Origin of the sequence: Rhodococcus sp. NPDC056960, from assembly GCF_042674125.1 — a bacterium.
In the GTDB taxonomy this organism is placed as follows: Bacteria; Actinomycetota; Actinomycetes; order Mycobacteriales; family Mycobacteriaceae; genus Rhodococcus_F.
The window spans coordinates 38,757-59,434 of record NZ_JBHURF010000019.1; the positions used below are offsets into that span (position 1 = coordinate 38,757).

The 20,678-nt window shown below is 69.7% G+C and carries 17 protein-coding genes; 2 read left to right on the forward strand and 15 right to left on the reverse strand.

The window, feature by feature from the left end; all coding sequences use genetic code 11:
* Positions 1 to 43: 43 nt before the first annotated feature.
* The 4 genes from ACFTWF_RS27870 to ACFTWF_RS27885 form a co-directional block, all read right to left on the reverse strand.
* Entirely contained in the window at positions 44 to 1,777 is a 1,734-nt protein-coding gene (locus ACFTWF_RS27870) for a dihydroxyacetone kinase family protein (RefSeq protein ID WP_378464378.1), read from the reverse strand.
* Positions 1,778 to 1,786: 9 nt separating this feature from the next.
* A complete protein-coding gene (locus ACFTWF_RS27875) occupies positions 1,787 to 3,733 on the reverse strand; it encodes an FAD-dependent monooxygenase (RefSeq protein ID WP_378464379.1) in 1,947 nt (648 codons plus the stop codon).
* Between the two features lies 1 nt (position 3,734).
* On the reverse strand, positions 3,735 to 5,048 hold the full coding sequence (locus ACFTWF_RS27880) for an MFS transporter (protein WP_378464380.1): 1,314 nt from the start codon (positions 5,046 to 5,048) through the stop codon (positions 3,735 to 3,737).
* 134 nt (positions 5,049 to 5,182) lie between these two features.
* A complete protein-coding gene (locus tag ACFTWF_RS27885) occupies positions 5,183 to 6,094 on the reverse strand; it encodes a LysR substrate-binding domain-containing protein (protein WP_378464381.1) in 912 nt (303 codons plus the stop codon).
* Positions 6,095 to 6,202: 108 nt separating this feature from the next.
* Between ACFTWF_RS27885 and ACFTWF_RS27890 the strand changes: the two genes are divergently transcribed.
* Positions 6,203 to 7,468, forward strand: coding sequence for a hypothetical protein (locus ACFTWF_RS27890; RefSeq protein ID WP_378464382.1), 1,266 nt, complete (start codon positions 6,203 to 6,205; stop codon positions 7,466 to 7,468).
* A 1-nt stretch (position 7,469) separates the two neighbouring features.
* On the opposite strand, the gene ACFTWF_RS27895 is transcribed toward ACFTWF_RS27890, so the two are convergent.
* The 8 genes from ACFTWF_RS27895 to ACFTWF_RS27930 form a co-directional block, all read right to left on the reverse strand.
* Entirely contained in the window at positions 7,470 to 8,291 is an 822-nt protein-coding gene (locus ACFTWF_RS27895) for a sugar phosphate isomerase/epimerase family protein (RefSeq protein WP_378464383.1), read from the reverse strand.
* A complete protein-coding gene (locus tag ACFTWF_RS27900) occupies positions 8,288 to 10,006 on the reverse strand; it encodes an FAD-dependent oxidoreductase (protein ID WP_378464384.1) in 1,719 nt (572 codons plus the stop codon). Before ACFTWF_RS27900 ends, ACFTWF_RS27895 begins: the two co-directional genes overlap by 4 nt.
* Positions 10,003 to 11,094 carry a Gfo/Idh/MocA family protein gene (locus ACFTWF_RS27905; protein WP_378464385.1) on the reverse strand — a complete coding sequence of 364 codons (1,092 nt, stop codon included), beginning with the start codon at positions 11,092 to 11,094 and terminating at the stop codon, positions 10,003 to 10,005. The genes ACFTWF_RS27900 and ACFTWF_RS27905 overlap by 4 nt, the downstream gene beginning before the upstream one ends.
* Positions 11,094 to 11,891 (reverse strand): aldo/keto reductase, encoded by a 798-nt coding sequence (locus ACFTWF_RS27910; protein WP_378464386.1) that lies wholly within the window; start codon positions 11,889 to 11,891, stop codon positions 11,094 to 11,096. The genes ACFTWF_RS27905 and ACFTWF_RS27910 overlap by 1 nt, the downstream gene beginning before the upstream one ends.
* Entirely contained in the window at positions 11,888 to 13,840 is a 1,953-nt protein-coding gene (locus ACFTWF_RS27915; RefSeq protein WP_378464387.1) for an FAD-dependent oxidoreductase, read from the reverse strand. Before ACFTWF_RS27915 ends, ACFTWF_RS27910 begins: the two co-directional genes overlap by 4 nt.
* Complete coding sequence (locus ACFTWF_RS27920) at positions 13,837 to 14,739, reverse strand: shikimate dehydrogenase (protein WP_378464388.1); 903 nt, start codon at positions 14,737 to 14,739, stop codon at positions 13,837 to 13,839. The genes ACFTWF_RS27915 and ACFTWF_RS27920 overlap by 4 nt, the downstream gene beginning before the upstream one ends.
* A 28-nt stretch (positions 14,740 to 14,767) precedes the next feature.
* Positions 14,768 to 16,132 (reverse strand): MFS transporter, encoded by a 1,365-nt coding sequence (locus ACFTWF_RS27925; protein WP_378464389.1) that lies wholly within the window; start codon positions 16,130 to 16,132, stop codon positions 14,768 to 14,770.
* Positions 16,133 to 16,285: 153 nt separating this feature from the next.
* Positions 16,286 to 17,179 (reverse strand): LysR family transcriptional regulator, encoded by an 894-nt coding sequence (locus ACFTWF_RS27930; protein ID WP_378464390.1) that lies wholly within the window; start codon positions 17,177 to 17,179, stop codon positions 16,286 to 16,288.
* 147 nt (positions 17,180 to 17,326) lie between these two features.
* On the opposite strand from ACFTWF_RS27930, the gene ACFTWF_RS27935 reads away from it, so the two are divergent.
* Positions 17,327 to 18,019 (forward strand): SDR family NAD(P)-dependent oxidoreductase, encoded by a 693-nt coding sequence (locus tag ACFTWF_RS27935; RefSeq protein WP_378464391.1) that lies wholly within the window; start codon positions 17,327 to 17,329, stop codon positions 18,017 to 18,019.
* A gap of 1 nt (position 18,020) precedes the next feature.
* On the opposite strand, the gene ACFTWF_RS27940 is transcribed toward ACFTWF_RS27935, so the two are convergent.
* The 3 genes from ACFTWF_RS27940 to ACFTWF_RS27950 are packed head-to-tail and all read right to left on the reverse strand — an operon-like array spanning position 18,021 to position 20,654.
* Positions 18,021 to 18,737: a maleylpyruvate isomerase family mycothiol-dependent enzyme gene (locus tag ACFTWF_RS27940; protein WP_378464392.1), complete on the reverse strand. Its 717-nt coding sequence runs from the start codon at positions 18,735 to 18,737 to the stop codon at positions 18,021 to 18,023.
* A 5-nt stretch (positions 18,738 to 18,742) separates the two neighbouring features.
* Positions 18,743 to 19,570, reverse strand: a complete 828-nt coding sequence (locus ACFTWF_RS27945) for a fumarylacetoacetate hydrolase family protein (RefSeq protein WP_378464393.1) — start codon at positions 19,568 to 19,570, stop codon at positions 18,743 to 18,745.
* Positions 19,571 to 19,577: 7 nt separating this feature from the next.
* Entirely contained in the window at positions 19,578 to 20,654 is a 1,077-nt protein-coding gene (locus ACFTWF_RS27950; protein ID WP_378464394.1) for a cupin domain-containing protein, read from the reverse strand.
* Positions 20,655 to 20,678: the final 24 nt, after the last annotated feature.

Below are 20,678 nucleotides of genomic sequence, written 5' to 3' on the forward strand. Positions count from 1 at the left end.
GCGTTCTTCTCCTCACCATACGTGCCGGGTTCGGGAAGTGTGACTACCCGACCGCGCGGGCCGCGGTCGCGGCCTCGGCGAACAGCCACGACAGCACCAGCGCACCGGGGTCCACGACGCCGCGCGCCGCCTCGCCGATGTAGCTGGCCCGGCCGCGCCTCGCGGTGATGCCGGCGGTGCCCTCGGCCCCGCGGGCGGCGGCGTCCGCGGCCTCGGCCAGACCGTCGGCCGGACCGCTCCCGGCGGCGACGGCCGATTCGAGGGCGGTGACGGCGGGAGCGATTGCGTCGATCATGGTCTTGTCCCCGGGTTGCGCGCCGCCGAGTTCCTGGATGGCAACGAGGCCGGCGCGTGCCGCCGCGGTGATCGCGGCCAGATCCAGGCCGTGCGGCGCGTCCGCGGCCGTGCGGTAGAACTGCCGGAACCAGACCCCGAACAGGGCGCCCGACGTGCCTCCGGCGTGCCCGAGATAGGCATCGGACAGCGACTCGAACACCGTCGCCGGGGCGTAGCTGTCGCGGATCTTCGCGACGTCGACGTGGTCGAGTGCCGCCACCATGTTGGTGCCGAAGTCGCCGTCACCGGCGCGGCGGTCGAGGTCGGTGAGGTTGGGCTCCTCGGCGAGCACCTTCTCCACGAACGCGCCGATCCATCTGCCCACCGCCGCCCGGCCCAGCGCGCCGTCGGTGCCGGGAACCTCCGCCTCGTCCTCGCGTGATGCGACCTTCGATCGGAACTGCATCCCGGATGCGTCGGGGACGCCGCGGAATTCACCGGCCGGGGCGTTGGGCCACCCCGGTGCCGCGGTCGGGGCGTCCCACAGCTCGAGGAGCTGGTCGTCGCAGCGCACCAGCGTGACGGACGCGCCGTCCATGTCGAGGGCGGTGACGAAACTGCCGACCAGCGAGCGGCGGATCACCACGTCCCGCTCGGCGAGGTAGCCGGCGAGCTCACCGAACAGCAGTTGCAGTTCGAGCGGATGGGCCGCGCCGAGCCCGTTGACGATCGCGATAACCTGCTCCCCCCGCTGCACGCCGAGCGAGGCGAGGACGGGGTCGGTGAGCAGGCGGACGATTTCGGCGGCGGGCATCGCGTCGACCCGCTCGGTTCCGCGTTCGCCGTGGATGCCGATCCCGAGTTCGATCTGCCCCTCCGGCAGGTCGAACGACGGCGAGTCCGACCCCGGCACGGTGCACGCTCCCAGTGCCACCGCCATGCTGCGCGCGTTCCGGGCGGTGCGTCGCCCGAATTCCGCGACGGTGGCGAGGTCGTCGCCGCGTTCCGCCGAAGCGCCGCAGACCTTCTCGACGGCGATCGTGGCCGCGGTGCCGCGGCGTCCGGGCCCGTCCTCCCGCTCGGAGGCGACGTCGTCGTCGACGAGCACGTGCTCCACCGTGATGCCGTCCTCCGCAGCCAGGTCGCCGGCGATGCGGAAGTTGAGGATGTCGCCGGTGTAGTTCTTCACGATGTGCACGACGCCGCCACCCGCGTCGACGGCCCGGGTGGCGGCCCGAACCTGCAGCGCGTTGGGCGAGCTGAAGATCAGGCCGGGGCAGGCCCCGGTGAGCATGCCCCGGCCGACGAACCCGGCGTGCAGCGGTTCGTGCCCGGACCCACCGCCCGACAGCAACGCGACCTGCCCGGACGGCAACGGTTCCCGCCGCGTCAGGTAGCCCGGTTCCGGATGCCATGCGAGGTCGTCGGTGGTGGCGACGGCCCCGCGGAGCGCATCGACGACGAAGGACTTGGGCGAGTTCAGGAACTGTGGGTGCGCCATGCCCCCAGGCTAAGCGCCCACATGTGAGTGCCGTGGAGTGCCGGAGCACACATTGCCACTCACGTGGGCGGCGGCGGCGAGCGCTTCCTCGAACTCCCGCTGCCCCGACTGCGATCCGAGCAGCAACGCCAGCCTGGTCAGGAACCCTTCGCGGTCCGCTTCGCCCGCCTGGTCGAGTGCCTCCGACAACCCCATCCACACGTTCTCGCGCAGCAGGTCCTCCGGGCTCGCGGCCGAGCCGGTGTGCGCGGGGACGACACCCACCGCGGGGGCGGTCGCCGCCCTCAGGTGCTCGTGCACCTCCCCGAGCAGCGACAGGTCGCGGACCCGGCACAGGACGAGCCCGTCCGGGCGGATGACGAAGCACTCGCCGGGGGACGCGCCGAGAGCGGCCGCGACCGCACCGTCGGGGTCGTCCAGGACGGTCAGGTCCGCCGCCGCGTCCACCACCGCACCGGGTGCGGGGACGACGACCGCCCGCACCGACTCCGGCGACAGCGCCATTGCGAGCCCAGATGCGTGCGCGGCGATCATCCGAGCACCGGCCGCATCGACTCCGACACCGAGCACCGCGAAACCCGTTCCGCGGACCCGGTTCAGCGACGACTCCACCGACCCTTCGGCGGTGGCGACGCGAACGCGCCGGTCCTCCAGCGGATCTCCGGGCAGCACGCCGGTCGTGCCCTCGGCCACCGGCCACGTCAGCGGGGACAGGTGCGCGTGCGTGGCGCTGGACTGCCGGGGGTTGATGAGGTGACCGAATTCCGGACGGGTCGTCGCCAGTGCCAGGACGGCGTCGCGGGTGGTGCGGTAGCCGTGGCTGCCCGGCGACATGATGAGCGTCGACTTGCCCGCGTTGTCGACGTTCTGCTGCCAGGCGCTGCGCCGCTCGACCGAGTACGCCTGCAGCAGAGCCTCGTCCGCGGTGCCGTGGACGACGGCGGCCAGCGTCCAGGCGAGGGTCTCGGCGTCCTCCATTCCCGAGTTCAGTCCGCGGACACCGAAGATCGGCACCAGGTGGGCGGCGTCGCCGGCGAACAGGATGCGCCCGTGCGCGAAATCGTCCAGCGCGAGCGCGTGGGCGCGGTAGAAGCCGTGCCATTCGAGGGTCCACGGCACGTCGTTCTCCAGCCAGTCGAGGTGCCGGGTGATCCGGTCGCGGATCCGGTCTTCCTGCGTCTCGAGTTCGGCGTCGTCGGCGCTGTCCAACTGGTAGTCGATGCGCCAGATGTCGCGCGGCTGCTGATGCATGATGATCGTCGAGCCGGGGTTGCTCGGCGGATCGAACCACACCATCCGTTCGGCGGGAAGCGTCGATTCCCAGTGGATGTCGGCGATGACGTAATTGCCCTGATAGCTGTTTCCCTGCAACCGGATTCCCGCCAGTTCGCGCATGCGACTGCGCCCACCGTCCGCCGCGACCACCCACCGCGCGCGCAACCGGCGCGTGCCGAAAGCGGTGTCGATGTCGAGTGTCACGTCGTCGTCCGATCGCAGGACCCCGGCGACGCTCGACGACCAGTGGAACGTGATCAGCGGGTGCTCGAGCAGCGTGTCGGTCATGATCTGCTCGATCTCGGACTGCGACACGTTGACCATGGGACCGCGGACGTCGTGCTCGCCGTGCGCCATCTCGAAGTGCAGCACCTGTTCGTCGCGGTAGAAGCTGCGGCCGCCCACCCAGGGAAGCACGATCTTCTCGAGTTGCGGCCCGAAGCCGAGACGGGCCGCGACCTCGAGGCTGTGCCGGGAGATGCAAATGGCGCGACTGCCGAACGACACCTGGTCGGCGGCCTCGAGGACGGTCACCGGGATGCCGCGCTGTGCGAGCCCGAGCGCGACGCCCATCCCGACCGGTCCGGCACCCACGACGACGACGGGCAGGGCCTCGTCGGTTGCGGTGGTCGAGTCGAAATCCGTCGCCGGGTATTTCCGGGGCTGAAAGTAGGTGGACATGTCAGGCGGCCTCCGCTTTCCGTGCGGTCGTGTTCGTTTCCGGGAGTCGCAGGATCGCGACGAGACTGATCAGGGCGATCACCACGAAATAGGCGGTGATCGCCGCGGAACTCCCGACGGCGCCGAACAGCCACGTGGCCATGAACGGTGCGAGCCCGCCGCCGAGGATGGCGCCGATCTGATAGCCGAGAGACGCTCCGCTGTACCGGATGTGGGCGGGGAAGAGTTCCGCGAACAGAGCCGACTGCGGTCCGGCGGTGGTGCCGAGCACCGCGGCCATCACGACCATCGCGGCCAGCATGACGGGGATCGACGCCGAGTCGATCAGCGGGAAGAACGCCGCCGCGACGATCACCAGCGCGACCGAACTCCAGGTGTACACGCGGCGCCTGCCGAGCACGTCCGACTTCCAGGCCGAGATCGCCATGCCGGCCATCCACACCGGGCACGCGACGATCAGAAGGGTGAGCATCGTGGCACGGCTGAAGCCGAGTTCTTTCGTGCCGTATGTCAGCACGTAGACCATGAAGACGTAGGCGATGCCGTTGGTCGCGATGAACGTGCCCGCGGCGAGCAGCACGGTCCGCCAGTTCTTCGTGAGCACCTCGACGATCGGCATCTTCACGATCGTGTCGGTCTCCTTGGCCTCGGCGAAGGCCGGGGATTCGAAGACGCCGAGGCGAATCCACATCGCGACGCCGACGAGCACGGCGCTCATGAGGAACGGCACGCGCCAGCCCCACGTTTGGAACGCGTGGTCGGACAGCAACTGCGTGACGCCGAGGAAGACGACGTTCGCCATGATCACGCCGGCGGGGACACCCATCTGCGGTGCGGCGCCGTACAGTCCGCGTTTGCCTTCGGGGGCGTGCTCGGTGGCCATGAGAACCGCGCCACCCCATTCGCCGCCGACGCCGATTCCCTGGACGAACCGCAATGCCACCAGCAGGATGGGTGCGGCCACCCCGATGGCCTCGAAGTTCGGGAGCAGGCCGATGCCGACGGTCGCGGCGCCCATCATCGTGAGCGACAGCACCAGCATCGACTTGCGTCCGATGCGGTCGCCGAAGTGGCCCATGACGACGCCGCCGATGGGGCGGGCCACGAATCCGACCGCGAACGTCGCGAACGCGGCCAGGGTGCCGGCGAACGCGGACGCCCCCGGGAAGAACTGCGGTCCGATCACCAGGGCTGCGGCGGTGCCGTATATGAAGAAGTCGTACCACTCGATCGCGGTGCCGACGAAGCTCGACAGGACTGCCCTGCGCGCTTCCTTGTGAGACACCGTCGGTGTCGCCTCGGTGATTGCCGTCATCGTCTGCCTTCCCGGTTCTGCTGCGCACACTTCTCGCGCTACGAAGAAAACAATGACCCGGCTCACAAGCTTTGAAAAGCGGGACTATCCCCTCATGAAATGCAGAAAATCCGTGGAAGGGCCGAGTGCGCTGTTCAGGCGGACACGAACCGGATGAAGGCCCGCGCGACCCTGCTCAGCGTCGCCTCCCGGTGCCACGCGACGACCACGGCCACCGACGCCGGTTTCGGTTCGGCGATCGGTTTCACCACGACGGGCAGGCCCTCGTAGGTGACGTCCACCCGGGGACGCTGGAGCAGCAGCGTCCACCCCAGACCGCGCCCGACGAAGGCCCGGGCGGTCTCGAAGTTCGCCGTCCGGTACGCCACCCGCGGCGCGAAGCCGGCCTCCCGGCAGACGTCCATCGCGTGGTTGGTGCTCGGCGGCGCATCGAGCAGCACCATCGGATGCTCGGCCAGATCGGCGAGACGCACCGGCCCGTCGACTCCCGCGAGCGGATGCTCCGCCCCGAGCACCACCATCGGCTCGCGGGTCATCAGCGGCACCGTCTGCCAATCCGGGGACAGGTCGAGGTCGTAGACGATGGCGACGTCCAGCTCCCCGCCCTCGAGCTCCGTCCGCAACCGGTTCTGGGTGTCCTCCCGGAACTCCACCGACGCTCGCGGGTACTCGGTGGTGAATGCGTACAGCATCGACGGCAGGATCGTCGGCCCGAGCGCCGGGTAGCAGCCGACGGCGATCGGTCCCGCGACGACGCCGCCCTCCCCCGACGCGTCGGCCTGCAACTCCCCCGCCTGCTGCAGCAGGGCTCGTGCCCGCGACAGCACCGCCTCCCCCGTGGGTGTCAGCTGCACACCGCGGGCACGTCGGCGCACGCACAGCTGCGCCTTCAGTGCCTTCTCCAGATCCGTCACCGCCGCGGACAACGCCGACTGCGACAGATGCATCCGCTCGGCCGCGCCGCTGATCGTGCCCGTCTCGGCGACGGCCACGAACGCCGCCAGTTGGCGGATCGTGTATGCGGGGACGTGGTCGGACCGGGGCATGGAAGAACGGTAGCGCGGGGCGCTCGAGCTCGAGCTCGCGAGAACCGAACTATCGGCACCTGCCCCGATGTTAATCTTGACGAAGTTCGCTGCGAAAGGCGCACGTCGATGAGTACATTCACTCGAAGAATGAGTTCGGCCATCGTGACGCTCACGCTCACTGCCGCCGCACTGGTCGTCTCACCGCCGCTGGTGCACGGCTTCGCCGAGGACATCTGTTACACCGAAGACGGAGCGCCACCGCACAACTGCGCTCCCCTGCCCACCGACTGCCCGCTGAACGATCCCAACGGGCCGATCTGCGGCGTCGAGGCGTTCGCCGCCTACGGGTTCACGTTGCGCCAACCGCTCGGCGGCCGGAGTCTCGTGCACTCGGATTCGACGTACATCATCGCCCGCACCGTCGGATTCTCGGAGCGGGACGCGTATTGGATCGCGGCGTACGACGAAGCGACCGACCTCGGCACGTTCGCTCCACGAGACGTCAACGGCCGCCTGGTTCCCGGCGCCGACGCGTTGACGACCAAGGACATCAGTGGCCTCGTGCGCACGCACTTCGCCACCGGCGGATTCCTCTTCCACTTCCTGCCCACGTTGCGTGGGCCGTCGGACCCCCTGCCCGACGGGCTGCAACCCGACGTCGACGATCCGCAGCACGAGATCATGCTCACGCACCTCCGGCGCTGGGCCATGGCCGGACCGGGCAGCGATGCCCCGCTGTGCACCGGAGGTTTCACGAGCCCCTCGGCCGACGGCGACTATGCCACGGGTACAACATGTTACGGCGGCGCCCAGCCTGTGCAGATCAACGGCACGTACAGCGTGGAAACGCCCGTCGCCATCCCCTTCACCAACGACACCGGTGAGCAGGTCATCTCCGACAACGTGCGCTCGTCACAATTCGATTCCTGGATCGGCAGCGATTCGTGGAATGCGCGGATGGGCATCTACATTCATGCTCTCGGTGATCGCATCTCGCACCACGTCTGCACCGATGCCGGGACGATCACGCCGCCGAGCCCGGGAAGCCCGGCGTTCGGGATCGACCTGAACGTGCCCACCTGCGACCAGGGCCCGCACGCAATGCGCCACGAGTACGAGACCGGCGTGGATTTCGCCGGGCTCGCACCGGAAGACCGGACGACCGAGGCGGCCCTGTCGATGGTGTACGACGAACTCGTCGCATTCGCGCGGGTGCGTGGAACACTCGATGCACGCGCCACGGCGCCCGCCACCAAGACCGCGCTCGTGTCCGACGGACTGCTGCCTGCGCTCGAGATTCGGGAACCGGTCGAGCGGTTGACAGCGGTCACCGCCGTCGGCTGCCGAAACGGTGTGCCGGCGTTCCCCGGCAACCCGGTGTGTCCCGCGTGACCTAGAACCCCTGACGGCTCGGTGAGAGAACGGCACGGGTCGCCGCGACCAGCCGATCCAGCCACGCATCGGTGCCGACGGCCCGGCGGAGTGGCTCGTTGGGCAGTTCGATGCTCACCGGCAGGTCGGCGGGCAGCCGCGACCAGATGCCGGTGAGGTCGATGCCGCCGGTTCCCGGCACCAGCCGTTCCTCCCGGGCGTGGCGGATCAGTTCGGCGTCGTGGGTGGGCGCCGGGGTGGAGCCGTCGCACATCTGCGCGTAGTGCAGCCACTCGCGGGGAATCGCCGCGAGATCGTCGAGGGTGGTCGTCGAACGGGCGGTGTGCAGGGCGTCGACGAGGACGCTGCGAGCCGGGCCGTCGGCCTGCGACACGATCTCGACGGCCGCGGTCGCGTCCGGTACGGCGGTCCACGGCATGAATTCGAGGCTCGCGACGATCCCGTAGGTGGCGCACAGTTCCGCGAGCCGGGCGTAGGAGTCGGTGAGCCTCGCGCGGTCGCGGTCGTCGCCGCCGACGAGAACCGCCTTGGCCCCCAGCCGCGCCCCGGCCTCCAGCAGCGGCACATAGGCTTTCGCGTCGAAATCGGCGCCCAGCCGGATGATCTCGAGGTCGAACACCGTCACCGGCGAATCCGCGAGCCGACGCACGAGGGCGTCGAGCGCGGTGTCGTCCTCGTGCAGCGGGTAGGCGGTGGTGCCCGGTGCCGCGGGCAGCAACCGGATGCCGATGGTGTCGAACCCGTGCTTCTCGGCGAGGTCGACCTGCTCGAGCGGAGCCGTATCCAGGACGGTGAGGGCGGCGAGGCCGAGTGGGGCGGTCATCGGGAAACTCCTGTCGTCGAGGCGAGGCGGCGGCCGGTGAGGTAGCCGAACGTCATGGCCGGGCCCAGGTTGATGCCGCCGGACGGGTAGTGCCCGCCCATGACGCTGGCCTGGTCGACGCCGACGGCGAACAGGCCGTCGACGGGCTGGTTGTCGTCGTTCAGCACCCGCGACGTCGCGTCGGTGACCAGACCGGCGAACGTGCCGAAGCTGCCGGGCACCACCTTCACCGCATAGAACGGGCCCTCGTCGAGCGGGGCGAGCGCCGGGTTGGGCCACGGGTTGTCGGGGTCGCCGGACGCGACGGTGAACGGGGTGGTGCCCCGGTCGAACTCGGGGTCGACGCCGTCGCGGGCTCCCTCGTTGAACGCCGCGACCGTCTTCTCCAGACCGTCCGGGTCGACGCCGATCTTCTCCGCGAGTTCCCGGACCGTGCGGCCCCGGGTGAGGTACCCCGACTTCAGGTACGGCCACGACGGGATCGGCAGCGGCTTGGCCATGCCGAGGGGGAAGTACCGCAGGTAGCGCTGGTCGGCGATAAGCCAGGAGCACACCTCCTCACCGTCGGGCACCTGCTCGACCATCGCGAGGGTGTAGTCGTGGTAGCCGAGCCCCTCGTTGACGAAGCGCCGCCCGTCCGCGAGAACGCCGATGGCACCGGGCTTTCCGCGGTCGAGGATGTGCGGGAACACACCCTCCTTGCCGTTGCGGTACCGGATGATCGACACCGGGCAGTACGCGACCGGGGACGCGAGCGAACGGTCCAGCCGGCCGCCGGCGGATTCGCCGAGGGTGATGCCGTCGCCGGTGGTCGTCGGCGGGGTGAGTGTCCGGTGCTCGCGACCTGTGGGAGTGCGGGGGAAGAGTTCGCGTCGCCGGTCCAGGTCGTGGGTGAATCCACCCGTCGCGAGGACCACCCCGCGGCGCGCGTGCACCGTGTACGCGCCGTCGGGACCGTCCAGCCGGACACCCGTGACGCGGCCGTCCGAGTCGGTGGTCAGTGCGGTCGCGGCCGTGCCCACCCTGATCTCGGCACCCGCGTCCAGCGCCGACCGCAGCAGCCGGCCGACGAGCGCGGTGCCATTGACGAGTTGCTGGCCGCGCTGCTTGGTGGCGAGGTCGAACAGGTGCGTCGACACCCGTTTCGCGCAGTGCAGGAACGCCTTCGCCGAGCGCGTCGAGTGCAGGAACGCCTGCAGGTCGGGACCGGCCATGATGCCCATGCCGAGGAACGACGTCTCGTAGAGCTGGCGACGCAGCAGCGCCGCGACGTCGGGTCCGAGCGTCCGCAGGCTCACCGGCTTCGGTCCCACCGAGCGGTGACCGGTACCGGCACCGGGGGTGTCGCCGTGGATGTCGGCGATCTTCGCGCCCGGAACGAACTGCAGGGCGGTCTTCTTCTCGAAGAACTCGACCATCTCGGGTGCGCCGTCGAGCAGGGCGTCGACCTTGGCGGCGTCGAAGTGGTCGCCGAGCCGGTGTTCGAGGTAGGTGCGAGGTGCCGAGCGGTCCTCGACCACACCGTCCGCGTGGGCGAACAGATTCCGCGGCGTCCACATCCACCCGCCGGACCAGGCCGTGGCGCCGCCGCACGTGTCCGCCTTCTCGACGACGAGAACGGACGCTCCCCCGTCGGCGGCGGCGACGGCGGCGGACAGGCCGCCCGCGCCGGAGCCGATGACGACGACGTCGTAGGTGGTGGTGTCGGGGGTCATCGGTACTCCTTGGTGGTGGCGAGGGCGGGGGGAGGTGCCAGGTTCACGACCCGGCCGGTGCGCGACGACTCGTAGACGGCGGCGACGATCGCGAGCGAGGCGCGGGCGTCGTGTCCGGTGACGGCCGGCGCCCGGCCGGTCAGGACGGCGTCCGCGAAGTCCTGCACCTGGAGGGTGTGGAAGTCGGCGAGGCCGGCGTTGACTTCGGTGACGTCGAGGTTGGCGTGAACGCCGGGCGAGAACGGCGCTCGGAACTCCAGTTCGCCGGGGACGGTCCAGATCTCGTTGACCCCCTCCTGCCCTTCCGGGAACTCGAGGACGCTGGCGATCGCACCGGTCTGCCCGATCACGGTGACCCGGTTGCCGAGGTTGTGGTTGGCGCCGGTGGTCGCGGTGACGGTGGCGGTGCCGCCCGACGCGAACGAGACGACGGCGGACGCGCTGTCCTCGGTCTCGATGTGCTCTCCGTGCGTGTGGGTGCGGATGAAGCCGCTGACCTGGACGGCGTCCCCCATGAACCATTGCAGCATGTCGATCTGGTGCACGGCCTGCGTCATGAGGACGCCGCCGCCGTCGGTGTCCCAGCGGCCACGCCACGCGTCGGCGGAGTAGTACGCCGACGGGCGGTGCAGGAGCACCGACGCCTCACCGAGCACCGGGACGCCGAGGCGGCCGTCTTCGATCGCGGCCTTGATCCGCCGGGCGGCGGGCCAGAACCGGCGCTGGAACATCACACCGAACGTGATGCCGGCGCGGTCGGCGGCCTCGATCATCCGGTCGGCCGCGGCGACGTCGACGGCGATCGGCTTCTCGCACAGCACGTGGATGCCGGCATCGGCCGCCGCGACGACCACCTGTTCGTGGACGGGATGCGGAGTGCAGACAGTGCATGCGTCGAGGCCGAGGTCGAGGAGGTCCGCCACCGAGCGCACCGCCCGGCCGATGCCGTGCGCCGCCGCGAATGCCTGGGCGCGGTCGAGGTCGGGGTCGCAGCATCCGACCACCTCGACGCCGGGCACCTGCTGCAGTGCCTGCGCGTGGTTGCCGGCAATCTTGCCGCAGCCGACGATGCCGATGCGTAGTGCCATCAGAAGTGTTCCTCCGTTTCGACGTCCCGGGCCGCGGACTCGCCGCGGTCGAGACGGTTCAGGGCGTCGACGTCCGCGGGCGCGAGCCGGATGTCGACGGCGGCCAGGTTCTCCTGCCGGCGAACCGGATCCGCCGACCGCGCGATCGGCACCACGCCCTGCGCGCGGTGCCACGCCAGCACCACCTGCGCGGGCGTGCAGTCGAGACGCTGCGCGATCTCCCCGACGGCCGGTGCGCTGAGGACGTCGCCGCGGCCCAGCGGGCTCCACGACTGCGTGAGCACCCCGAGTTCGTCGTTCGCGCGGCGGACGGGCAGCCGGGTGAGCGAAGGGTCCATCTGAATCTGGTTGACGGCGGGAGCCTCTCCCGTTTCCGCGACGACGCGGCGGAGATGTTTCTCCAGGAAGTTGGAGACGCCGACGTAGCGGACGAGGCCGGCGTCGCGGCAGGCGAGCATTCCCTCGAACGCCGCGACGTACCGGTCGAGGCGCGGGAGCGGCCAGTGGATGAGGAACAGGTCGAGCCGTTCCAGCCCCAGCCGGTCGAGGCTTCGCTCGATCGCGCCACGGATGTCGCCCGACACCTGGTCGGATCCGCGGAGTTTGGTGGTGACGAACAGGTCGTCCCGCGGCACTCCGCTCTCCGCGATACCGGCGCCGACGGCGACCTCGTTGTCGTAGATGGCGGCCGTGTCGATCAGCCGGTAGCCGGATTCGATGCCCGACCGCACCGAATCCGTGGCGTCGGCCCCGGTCAGCGGCCAGGTGCCGAGACCGAGGAGCGGAATCGCAATCATGCGCTGACCTCCTCGCGGGCATCGGCGGCCGCGGTTATCTTCGCGGCGACGTCGACGGCGGTGACGAGGGCGGCGTGGATGGAGCCGCCGTCACCACTGGCGTCACCGACCGGGTGGACTCCGAGTCGCGGTGCCAGCGAACGAAGTTCGTCGAGCAGGTCGGCACGCGGTTCGACGCCGTGCGAGATCAGCAGTTCGCCGGGTGCGTCGACGGTGCGCTCCTCGCCGCCGGTCGAGATCGTCACCCGGTCCCTCTCGACCCGCGTGACGATCGACGACAGGTGGGTGGTGAGGTTCTCGCTTGCCGCGAGGCGCGGGAGCAGCACGATCTTCCCGCGCCGGCCGACGTCGTGGGCGACGGTCTCCTGCGGGCCGATCATGACGACTTTGGCGCCCTGCTGGAGCAGGTCGTCGGCGACGGCGGCGGCCTCGCGGTCGGCGCCGAAGATCGTGATCGATTCGGGCGCAGGGTCTCCGGAGGAGAGGAACTCCCGCACGTCACGCACCGTGCGGGTGCCGGCGCCGGGGAGGTCGACGGCCGGTCCGCGGCCCCCCGTCGCGAGCACGATCGCGTCGAAGTCGAGGCCGGCCAGTGCCGCGGCGTCGACCCGAATCCCGGTATGGCAGGTGACGTCGAGGTCGACGAGTTCGGCGCGGTACCAGTCGACGATCCGTGCGTACTCGGGGTATTCGTGCAGCCGCGACGCCAACGCGAAATCTCCTCCGAGGCTTTCTCGTTCGTCGTAGAGGTCGACGCGGTGCCCGGCGAGCGCGAGGTCGCGGGCGGCCGCCATGCCCGCAGGACCGGCCCCGACGACCGCGACCCGCACCGGGACGTCCGCGGGCTTCGATGGCTGCTCGAGTTCCCGGCCGACCCAGGGGTTGACCGAGCACGGAACGGGTCCGGCGGCGAGGCTGTCGATGCAGTAGTTGCACGCGATGCACGGTCGGTAGCGGCCGCCGTCCAGCGCGCGGTTCGGGAAGTCCGGGTCGGCGTGCAGGGTGCGGGCCATGCTCACGAAGTCGGCCTGACCCGACTCGATGATGCGGGCGGCGACGTCGGGCGAGCTGATCCGGCCGGCGACGCCGATCGGGATGTCGAAGTCCCGCGTGTAGGGCTCTGCGTGCGGCGCGAGCAGGCCGCGCTGCCATTCACCGGGCTGGATGATCCACTGCCCGGATTCGTAATTGCCCGCCGAGACGTCGAGGAAGTCGAGGCGGTCGGTGTCGATCGCGTCGATGCGCGCGCGGGTGGTGGCGGTGTCGAGACCGCCGTCAACGGCCTCGAATGCCGAGAAACGCAGTCCGAGAGCGATACCCGGCGCCATCGTGCGGACCGCGTCGATCACCCGGTTGACGAACAGGGCCGGGTCGGCCCACTCGTCGTCGCGGTGGTTGTAGGCGGGCGAGAGGAACTGGTGGATGAGATAGCCGTGCCCGCCGTGCAACGAGATCACGTCCACCCCGGCCTGCCGGCAGCGCGCCGCCGCCTCGCCGAAGCATTCGATGATGTGCTCGATGTCGTCGCCGTCGAGTTGTTCCGGCATCTCCCCACCGACCACGGCGCACGGGATCGGCGACGGGGCGACGGGGACGAATCCGCTGACGGCGCCCTGCGCGGTGCGGCCGCCGTGGTTGAGCTCGACGCCCACCAGCGCACCGTGCGCGTGGATCGCGTCGGACATCTTCGCGATGCCGGGGATGCGTTCGTCGACGTCGACGCCCATCTGCCGGATGCGGCCCTTGCCGTCGGCGCGGACGTAGCTTGCCTCGGTGAACACGAGTGCGGCACCGCCGGCGGCGCGGCACTCCAGGTACGCGATGTAGTCGTCGGTCATCGTGCCGTCGACCTCGCAGTAGTTGCGTTCCATCGGCGCCGACACGAAGCGGTTGCGCAGTCGCAGTCCGCCCAGGTCGAGCGGGGCCGCGAAGGCCGGTGGGGTGGTCATCGGGACTCCTCGAGAAGGGTCGGGACGCCCTGCGCGGCGAGGAGTTCGCCGAGGTGGCGTCGCATGCGTTCGGGGTCGGGACGAATCCCGGTGACGAGCGCGAACGTGTCGGCGGCCTGCGCGACGAGCATCTGCCCGCCGTCGAGCACGTCGCAGCCGAGAGCGGTTGCGGCCGAAATGAGTTCGGTGCGCAGCGGCCGGTACACGATGTCCGCGACCCACAACCCGGGGTGCAGTGCGTCGGGGTCGAACGGTGTTCCCGGGTGTCCGACCATGCCGATCGGCGACGCGTTGACGACACCGTCCGACGACCGCAGGGCGCCGGCGATCGCGTCGACCAGGATGGGAGTGGTCCGGGTGGACGGGAAGGCGGCGGCCACCCGGGCGCACACGTCGGCGGCGCGGGCCGGGTCGGCGTCGGCGATCCGCAGGTCCCGGACCCCGGCCGCGGCGAGTGCGTACGCGACCGCCGAACCCGCCCCACCGGCACCGGCCAGGACCACCCGGTCGAGCGTCGTGTCGGGCAGCCCACGCCGCAGCGCGGCGAGGAATCCGCTGTGGTCCGTGTTGTGGCCGACCAGTCGGCCGTCGCGGACGACGACGGTGTTGACGGCACCGACAAGACGCGCGTCCGCCGACAGTTCGTCGAGGGCGGCAACGACCACCTGCTTACACGGGTGCGTGACGTTGAGTCCGGTGTAGCCGACGGCGACGGCGTCGCGCAGGACCGTACGGGCGCTCTCGGCCGGGACCCCCGAGACGTCGAGGTCGATCAGGTCGTAACGGTAGCCGGTGAGGCCGAGGGCGTCCGCCTCGTGCGTGTGCAGCGCCGGCGACAGGGACGTGGCGATCCCTGCCCCGACGAGGCCGATGCGGTGGCGGCTGGGTTCGGGGCCCATGAGAATTCTCCTGCGTGGTTCGGGCCGGTCAGGCGTCGTTGCGGACGAGCGCCTCGGGCGGGGCGGCGACCGCCTCCGTGCGGGGCTCGCCGAGTTGGTCGGTGGGCGTGCGGTACGTCTCGGGACCGGTGAGCGCGGCCACCGAGGACAGCAGCGCGAAGCCCAGGCACATCCACGCGACCGGGGTCCAGTTCGCGGTGTCGCCCGCGGACAGCCACTGCGCGATGGCCGGAGTGAAACCGGCGACCAGCAGGCCCAGCATGAGGCTCACGGCCATGCCCGTGTAGCGGACCTTGGCGGGGAACTGCTCCGGGAAGTACGCCGGGTACACCCCGTTGGGCATCGCGTAGAACAGGCCGATCAGGACGATGCCCGACGCGAATACCATCGGTGCGCTTCCGGTTCCGATGGCGTGGAAGAACACGAACACCATGACCGCGGAGCCGACGGCACCCGTCACGAAGACCGGTTTGCGGCCGATCCGGTCGGCGAGCATGCCGAACAGCGGCTGGGTCAGCACCGCGACGAAGTTGGCGGTGGCGATGGCCCACAGCATCGTCGAACGTTCGAATCCGGCGACCTGCACGGCGTACGCCAGCGCGAAGACGTTGACGATGGTGTTGATCATCGCAAAGGTCGCGCTGAGGCTGATGCGGATCACGGTGCGCCAGTGCGAGCGGAACATCTCGATGACGGGGATTCCCGCCGTGTCGTCGTGTTCCTTCAGTTCTTCGAACACCTCCGGCTCGTCGAGCTTGCGACGCAGCCAGACGGCGACACCGGTCACGACGATGCTGAGCAGGAACGGCACCCGCCAACCCCAGGAATAGAGGTCGTCGTCCGGCAGGGCCGCCACCGGGATGAACACCAGACTGGAGACGACGATGCCGAACATGATGCCGCTCATGGTGAACGAGGTGAAGAACGAGCGGCGGCGGTCCGGAGCGTGCTCGAGCGTGAGAGCGGACGATCCGGGTGACTCTCCGCCGGCCGACAGTCCCTGCAGCAGTCGCAGGAACACGAGAATGATGGGTGCGGCGATGCCGACCTGGTGGTACGTGGGCAGACACCCGACGACGACGGTCGAGATTCCCATGAGCAGCAGGCAGGCGAGGAGCGAGTTCTTGCGTCCGTAGCGATCGCCGAGATGTCCCCACAGCACTGCGCCGAGCGGACGGGCGATGTAGGCGACACCGAGCGTGCCGATCGACAGCAATGTCGCGGTGGCTCCGCCGCCGGGAAAGAAGATCCGGGGAAAGACGAGTGCGGCCGCCGATCCGTAGATGAAGAAGTCGTAGTACTCGAGCGTGCTGCCGAGGAAACCCGAGACGGCCGCCCGGCGGGCGTTCTCGTTCGGTTGTCCCCCGGTGTCGCGAGTAGACGTGCGTGCCATGGTGTTCCTTTCGTCCCAGGGATCCGGAACGCCGCGAGGCTGACTTCGGGGGGTGACTCACCTCACACGAAGATCCGGACCGTGACGAGCGTGTCACGGCCGACTATGTCGCGTCCAACACCAAAAAAGTCTCAGATAAAGACCGAAAATGTCTTACTCGGGGGTGGGGAGGATTTCCTCCGACACCTGCAGGGCCACGGCGAGCGCATCGGACACCCGGCGCGGCGACCAGGCGAGACCGTGGTTCATGTAGATCGGGTCGCCGGTGAGCGGGACGAACACCGTGCCCGGGGGTGTGATCGCGGCGATCCCCGAGGTCATGAGGGCGACGCCGACGCCCGTGGCCACCAGCATCAGGATCATGTACGGGTCGGTGATCTCCTGGACCACCCGCGGCCGGAAACCCGCGTCGACGCACGCTCGCATCGCGACCTCCTGCAGCGCGGAACCCGCGGACAGCGGGGTGGTGACGAAGCCGTCGTCGGCGAGGTCGCGCAGGTCGATCCGCTTCTCACCGGCCAGCCGGTGGTCGGACGGCAGGACGGCGCCGAACGCCTCCCGGCGGATCAGCCGCGTCGACACCGAGGCCGTCTCGACCGGCAGTCCGACGAAGGCGAGATCGATTGCCCCGCTGTCCAATTGGGTCACCGCGTCGCGGGTCATGATGCGGCCGACGAGCGTGAGTTCGATGTCGGGGTACCGCTGCCGCAGCGCCCTGGTGAGCGGGGGAAGCGACAGGTGGTTCAGCACGCCGGTGAAACCGATCCTGATGCGGCCGTACACGCCGCCCGCGGAGGCACGGGTGGCCTGCCGGGCGGTGTCGACGCTCTCGAGGATGCGGTAGGCGTGCGGCAGGAAGGCGTGACCGCCCGCGGTGAGGGCGACGCTGCGGGTGCTGCGCTCGAACAGCGGCACCCCGAGGTCTTTCTCGAGTTTGCGCACGGTCTGACTCAGCGGCGACTGCGCCATCTGGAGCCGGGCCGCGGCCCGGCCGAAATGCAGTTCCTCGGCAACGGCGACGAACGCCTGGATCCAGCGGATCTCCACGAATGCTCCTCCGATGAGAACGACGGGCGGGCTTGACGATTGTCGCTCACGTCATATATCCAGATTCATACACAGTGTGGAAATAATCATGCCGATTTCGCACATAGAGTAAGACTACTGCGCACTCAGCGCGCGAGGAGAATTCAGATGCTCACCTACCCCGAACGCGCGACAGCCCTCGTCACCGGCGGCGCGAGCGGAATCGGCGCGGCCTGCGCGAAGCGACTGTCCGACGACGGCGTCCGAGTCGTCACCGCCGACATCGCGGCCGGTGCCGACGAGCGCCTGGACGTCACCGACTCCGACGCCGTCGACGCTCTCCGCACCCGGCTGGGGCGGGTGGACATCCTCGTCAACAGCGCCGGCGTCGTGGGACCGTCGGCCCCTCTCGTCGACGTCGACCTGGACGACTGGCGGCGCACGTTCCGCATCAACGTCGATGGAACGTTCCTCCTGTGCCGGGCGTTCGTGCCCGGGATGGTCGAGGCCGGCTGGGGCCGGGTCGTGAACCTCGCGAGCATCGCGGCGAAGGACGGCAACCCCGGACAGAGTGCGTACTCGGCGTCCAAGGCTGCCGTCATCGCCCTCACGAAATCGCTCGGCAAGGAGGTAGCGACCACCGGCGTCCTCGCCAATGTCGTGGCCCCGGCCGCCGTGGAGAGCCCGATGAACGCCGGCACCGATCCGGCGATCCTCGCCCGCTCACAGAGTCTCACCCCGATGGCCCGGATGGGGCGGCCGGAGGAGATCGCCGAACTCGTCGCCTGGCTGTCGTCGACGGCGCTCAGCTTCTCCACCGGGGCCGTCTACGACGCCAGCGGCGGCCGGGCGTCGTACTGACTCACAGCCAGCGCGGGGGTTGAGCGTCCGCGCCGGAGGTGAGACCGACCGCACCGCGGCCCGCGGCCCATCGCACGACGGACGCGAGGGAACCACCGACCTTGGTGGACGTCGGCGAATCCGGTTGCACCGCAATGGGAGCACATCCGTCGACCTCGAGGACCAGTCCGGCGCCGAGGTCCTTCTTCTGCCACATCCCGACGATGTCGGTGAGCAGCGAATCGGCCACCACGTCGGGGAAGTCACCGAACCGGCCCCCGTTACCGAGATCGACCGCGTGGATCCACACCTCCCGGGTGCGCATCCACGCCGTCTCCGACACCGGCACCAGGCGGCCCTGCGCGGTCCGCACCTGCGCGTGCCACGCCGACGCGGGCAGGTGCCGCCACTTCTCGTCGAGCCGGGCGACGGTGTGATCGAACAGGTTCCGCAACGCCGCTGCCGACAGGGTGGCACCCTCGTCGATCTCGGTGCCGCGCTGCTCCGGCGAGGCGTACATCGGCGTCTCGATGCCCGTGGCCGCCCAGTCCAGCAGCCTGCACAACGCCGCAGCGTTGTACCCGACATGCGCGAGCAGATGCTTGCGCGACCACCCCGACAGCAGCGTGTCCGAGTTCAGGTCGTCGTCGGTCAACTCCGCCAGACGCTGCGCGAAATACGCGGTCCCCCGCCGCGCGATCAGCAACCGCTCCGCCAACGGCAGATCCTGGAACGACATGGCCCCTACTTGACGATCGTCTTGTTGCGCACGCTGCCGAGGCCCTCGATGGTGACCTCGACGGTCTGCCCGTCCTGGATGTACAGACCGGGCTTGCGGGCGTGCCCCACCCCGCCCGGGGTGCCGGTGATCACCACGTCACCGGGCTGCAGGGTCACGATGTGGCTGATGTACTCCACCAACTTCGCCGGGGTGAACACCAGATCGTCGGTGGTGGTGGTCTGCACCACCTGCCCCTCGAGTTTCGTGACCAGAGCACCCCCGAACGTGTAGGAGTCGGTGGTGGTCAGGAACGGTCCGAAGCCGCTGGTCTTCTCGAACGTCTTGCCCTGATCCCACTGCAGGGTGCGGTACTGGTAGTCGCGCATCGTGTAATCGTTCATCACCGAATACCCGGCGATGTACTGCTCGGCGTCCGCCTCGGACACCTGATACGCCTGTTTGCCGACGACGAACGCCAGCTCCCCCTCCCAGTCCAACTGGGCGGCCGCGTACGACGGAACGACCACGTCGTCGTACGGACCGGTGAGCGCTTCTTTGAACTTCGAGAACAGGGTGGGGTACTCCGGCAGATCCCGGCCCATCTCCTGGATGTGGTTGGCGTAGTTCAACCCGACGCAGATGATCTTCCCCGGGGACGGGACCACCGGGGCGTAGTCGGCGCCGTCGAGGCTGAGAACTTCTCCGGACGCGTTCTCGGCCAGAGACTTCCAGTCGGGGTCGGCGAGGAGCGCGGACAGGTCCGGAAACCCGTCGACGATGGTGGCGGTGGTGTCGGAATCGACGCGGACGGCGGCGGTGCCGCCGGCGCGGCGCAGGGTGGCAAGCTTCATGAGAGTGTCAGGCTCCTTCGGAAATGTACGTGCGGTGGAAGTGCAGGCGTTCGACGATCGGGGCGTCGGAGAACGCGAACAGGTCGAACTCGGTGTCGGCCTGGATGGACCATTCGGTCCAGGACGGGACCACGATCATGTCGCCCTTCCCGACGACGTGTTCGGTGCCGGCGAGCAGGAACCGCCCCTCGCCCTCGAACACCTGGTAGACGGTGGACCCGACGTCACGGCGCGGCCGGGTGTGCGCACCGGCGCGCAGCCGGTGGAACTCGGCCCGGATGGTGGGCATCACGTCGCCGCCGGTGGTCGGGTTGGTGTAGCGGACGGCGGCGTGGCCGGGTTCGGTGGTCGCCGCGTATCCCTCGTCCTCGAGTGCCAACTGTTCGCGCAGCGCGGCGTCGGTGTGCTCCCACCGGTACGCGGCGATCGGTGAGGACGTTTTCGCGTCCAGTCCGACCAGCGGTCGCAGTCCCGGATGCGCCCACAACCGCTCCGACCGGGACACGTCGGGGGTGGAGTCGTCGGTGACGTTCTCGGACCCGAATTCGAAGAATCCGGTGTCGGTGTAGTGGACGAACGGGATGTCGAGTCCGTCGATCCAGGCCATCGGCTGATCGGTTTCGTTGTGGTGGCCGTGGAAGTGCCAGCCCGGGGTGAGCAGGAAGTCGCCGCGGCGCATCGCGACCGGGTCGCCGTTGACGACCGTCCACACCCCCTCGCCCTCGACGACGAACCGGAACGCGTTCTGCGCGTGCCGGTGCTCGGGGGCGACCTCCTTCGGGCCCAGGTACTGGATGGCCGCCCACAACGTCGGTGTCACGTACGGCACCCCACCCAGACCGGGGTTGGCCAGCGCGATCGCGCGGCGTTCCCCGCCGCGGCCGACGGGCACCAGATCCCCGGCGCGCTGCGCCAGCGGATACAGCGTCGACCACTTCCACACGAACGGCACCGCCCGCGACGTCGGCGTCATCGGCATCAAATCGCCGAGCTGGGTCCACAACGGATTCAGGTGTTCGCTCTCGAAGTCCTGGTACAGCTGCGTGAGCAGCTCGTCGTCGAGATGCGGTTCGGTAGCGGTCATGGCGTCAACGCTAGAAGGGCGGGA

Coding starts and splice junctions, on each gene's coding strand:
- ACFTWF_RS27870 (WP_378464378.1), bottom strand. CDS start 1,777: ATGGCGCACCCACAGTTCCTGAACTCGCCCAAGTCCTTCGTCGTCGAT.
- ACFTWF_RS27875 (WP_378464379.1), bottom strand. CDS start 3,733: ATGTCCACCTACTTTCAGCCCCGGAAATACCCGGCGACGGATTTCGAC.
- ACFTWF_RS27880 (WP_378464380.1), bottom strand. CDS start 5,048: ATGACGGCAATCACCGAGGCGACACCGACGGTGTCTCACAAGGAAGCG.
- ACFTWF_RS27885 (WP_378464381.1), bottom strand. CDS start 6,094: ATGCCCCGGTCCGACCACGTCCCCGCATACACGATCCGCCAACTGGCG.
- ACFTWF_RS27890 (WP_378464382.1), top strand. CDS start 6,203: ATGAGTACATTCACTCGAAGAATGAGTTCGGCCATCGTGACGCTCACG.
- ACFTWF_RS27895 (WP_378464383.1), bottom strand. CDS start 8,291: ATGACCGCCCCACTCGGCCTCGCCGCCCTCACCGTCCTGGATACGGCT.
- ACFTWF_RS27900 (WP_378464384.1), bottom strand. CDS start 10,006: ATGACCCCCGACACCACCACCTACGACGTCGTCGTCATCGGCTCCGGC.
- ACFTWF_RS27905 (WP_378464385.1), bottom strand. CDS start 11,094: ATGGCACTACGCATCGGCATCGTCGGCTGCGGCAAGATTGCCGGCAAC.
- ACFTWF_RS27910 (WP_378464386.1), bottom strand. CDS start 11,891: ATGATTGCGATTCCGCTCCTCGGTCTCGGCACCTGGCCGCTGACCGGG.
- ACFTWF_RS27915 (WP_378464387.1), bottom strand. CDS start 13,840: ATGACCACCCCACCGGCCTTCGCGGCCCCGCTCGACCTGGGCGGACTG.
- ACFTWF_RS27920 (WP_378464388.1), bottom strand. CDS start 14,739: ATGGGCCCCGAACCCAGCCGCCACCGCATCGGCCTCGTCGGGGCAGGG.
- ACFTWF_RS27925 (WP_378464389.1), bottom strand. CDS start 16,132: ATGGCACGCACGTCTACTCGCGACACCGGGGGACAACCGAACGAGAAC.
- ACFTWF_RS27935 (WP_378464391.1), top strand. CDS start 17,327: ATGCTCACCTACCCCGAACGCGCGACAGCCCTCGTCACCGGCGGCGCG.
- ACFTWF_RS27940 (WP_378464392.1), bottom strand. CDS start 18,737: ATGTCGTTCCAGGATCTGCCGTTGGCGGAGCGGTTGCTGATCGCGCGG.
- ACFTWF_RS27945 (WP_378464393.1), bottom strand. CDS start 19,570: ATGAAGCTTGCCACCCTGCGCCGCGCCGGCGGCACCGCCGCCGTCCGC.
- ACFTWF_RS27950 (WP_378464394.1), bottom strand. CDS start 20,654: ATGACCGCTACCGAACCGCATCTCGACGACGAGCTGCTCACGCAGCTG.